The sequence below is a fragment of the Dietzia sp. CW19 genome (genome assembly GCF_014145265.1).
GTDB classification, from domain to species: domain Bacteria; phylum Actinomycetota; class Actinomycetes; order Mycobacteriales; family Mycobacteriaceae; genus Dietzia; species Dietzia natronolimnaea.
Genome location: NZ_JAALEE010000406.1, coordinates 1 through 1,793 on the forward strand (window position 1 = coordinate 1; position 1,793 = coordinate 1,793).

The window sequence follows — 1,793 nt, forward strand, 5'->3', positions numbered from 1 at the left end:
CCGATGCTCACCGCGGTGGCCGGCGGTGACGACGCCCTCGCGAGCGAGCTGGACCGGATGGGCGCCGAGCGGGTCCTGCGGGTCGGCGAGGTGACGTTCACACCCGACGACGGCGAGGTGGTCGACGCCCCGGAGGACCGCTCCGAGCTGGAGTCGCTCACCGGGATCACGTTCGAGTCCGAGCAGGAGATCCCGGGCGACCGCGTGGACGACGTCACCGTCCATCAGGCCCCGGGTTCGCCGTCGCTGATGGTCGTCGGGGAGTTCACCGCCGGCGGCGACACCGCGTCGGATGTCGAGGAGTTCTCGGCGGGAGGACCCGCCTGGTCGGCGGAGGAGGCCCCGCGGGTTCTCGTGTACGACCGGACCCCGGTGGCCGCGGTGGCGACCGCCGTCTCGAGCGGAGCGGCCGTCTCCCACCTCCGGGCTCCGGACCCGCGGGTCGACGGCGGCTCGGTCGAGGCGGTCATGGACGCCGACACCGTGATCGCCCTCGGGCCCGGATGGGGCACCGAGGACGAGCTGGCCGACCGGGTGGAGAAGGCCCGCTCCGTCCCCCAGCTCCCCGGCGGGGGACAGCTGTTGTTCCCGGGCCGGCGCTTCGTGGCGGCATACGGGTCGCCGATCACCCCGGCCCTCGGCATCCTCGGCGAGCAGGGTCCGGAGGAGAGCGCGGAGCGGGTGCGGCAACTGGTCGAGGAATACCAGCCGTACTCACCGGAGCCGGTGATCCCCGCGTTCGAGATCATCGCCACCGTCGCCTCCACATCCCCCGGAGCGGACGGCAACTACACCAACGAGTGGGCGCCGGAGGAGTTCGAGCCCCTCATCGACGCGATCACCGAGGCCGGTGGCTACGCGGTGATCGACCTGCAGCCCGGGATGGCGGACCTCCTCGACCAGGCGCGGTTGTTCGAGGAGTTGCTCAGGCGGCCCAACGTGGGGTTGGCGCTGGACCCCGAGTGGAAGCTCGAACCCGGCCAACGCCCGGGGGCCCAGATCGGCAGTGCGAGCGCCGAGGAGATCAACCGGGTCACGCACTGGCTCGCCGATCTCACCCGCGACACCGGGGGGCCACAGAAGCTGCTCATCCTGCACCAGTTCAGCCTGGCGATGATCACCGACCGGGAGGACATCGACACCTCACGGCCCGAGGTGGCGATCTCCCTCCACGCCGACGGGCACGGCACCCCGGAGATGAAGCTGGAGACGTGGGAGGTCCTGCAGCAGGGGCTGTCCCCGGACATCTGGATGGCCTGGAAGAACTTCTACGACGAGGACACGCCGACCTTCACCGCGGAGCAGACCATGGCGGTCGAACCCCGGCCGTGGTTCGTGTCCTACCAGTAGGTCGGCTCTCCGCCGGGGCGCGGGTTCGTCAACCGCGGATGATCCGCTCGGCGACGTGCTGGCCCGCCATCCCGTGGACACCGGGCCCGGGGGGCGTGGACCCGGAGGCGTGCCACACCCCCGGGACCCCGGTCGCGAAGGGATCCGCCCGTGGAACCGGACGGGCGATGAGTCCGCGCAGGTCGACGCGGCCCGCGGCGATGTCGCCGCCCTCGTAGTTCGCGTTGTGTCGGCCCATCCGCGACGCGGGCGTACAGCGGGTCGACACCACCACGTCGCGGACGCCGGGAGCGACCTCCTCCAGGGCGCGGAGGACCTGCTCGGTCTGGTCCAGCTCGGAGTAGGCGGGCACGTGTGCGTACGTCCACAGGGGTCGTCGTCCGTCGGCGGCGACCCTCCCCGGGTCCACCACCCACGGTTGGGAGACGAGGACCATCGGCCGG

General features: G+C 72.1%; 1 protein-coding gene and 1 pseudogene. One reads left to right on the top strand and one right to left on the bottom strand.

The annotated features are described in order from the left end of the window. The coding region (locus G6021_RS12190) for a hypothetical protein (protein WP_182641402.1) at positions 1-1,350 on the top strand (1,350 nt) is incomplete at its 5' end. A 28-nt stretch (positions 1,351-1,378) separates the two neighbouring features. Here the strand turns inward: G6021_RS12190 and G6021_RS12195 are convergent. Further along, positions 1,379-1,793: pseudogene (locus tag G6021_RS12195) on the bottom strand (NAD(P)/FAD-dependent oxidoreductase); the annotation flags it as partial.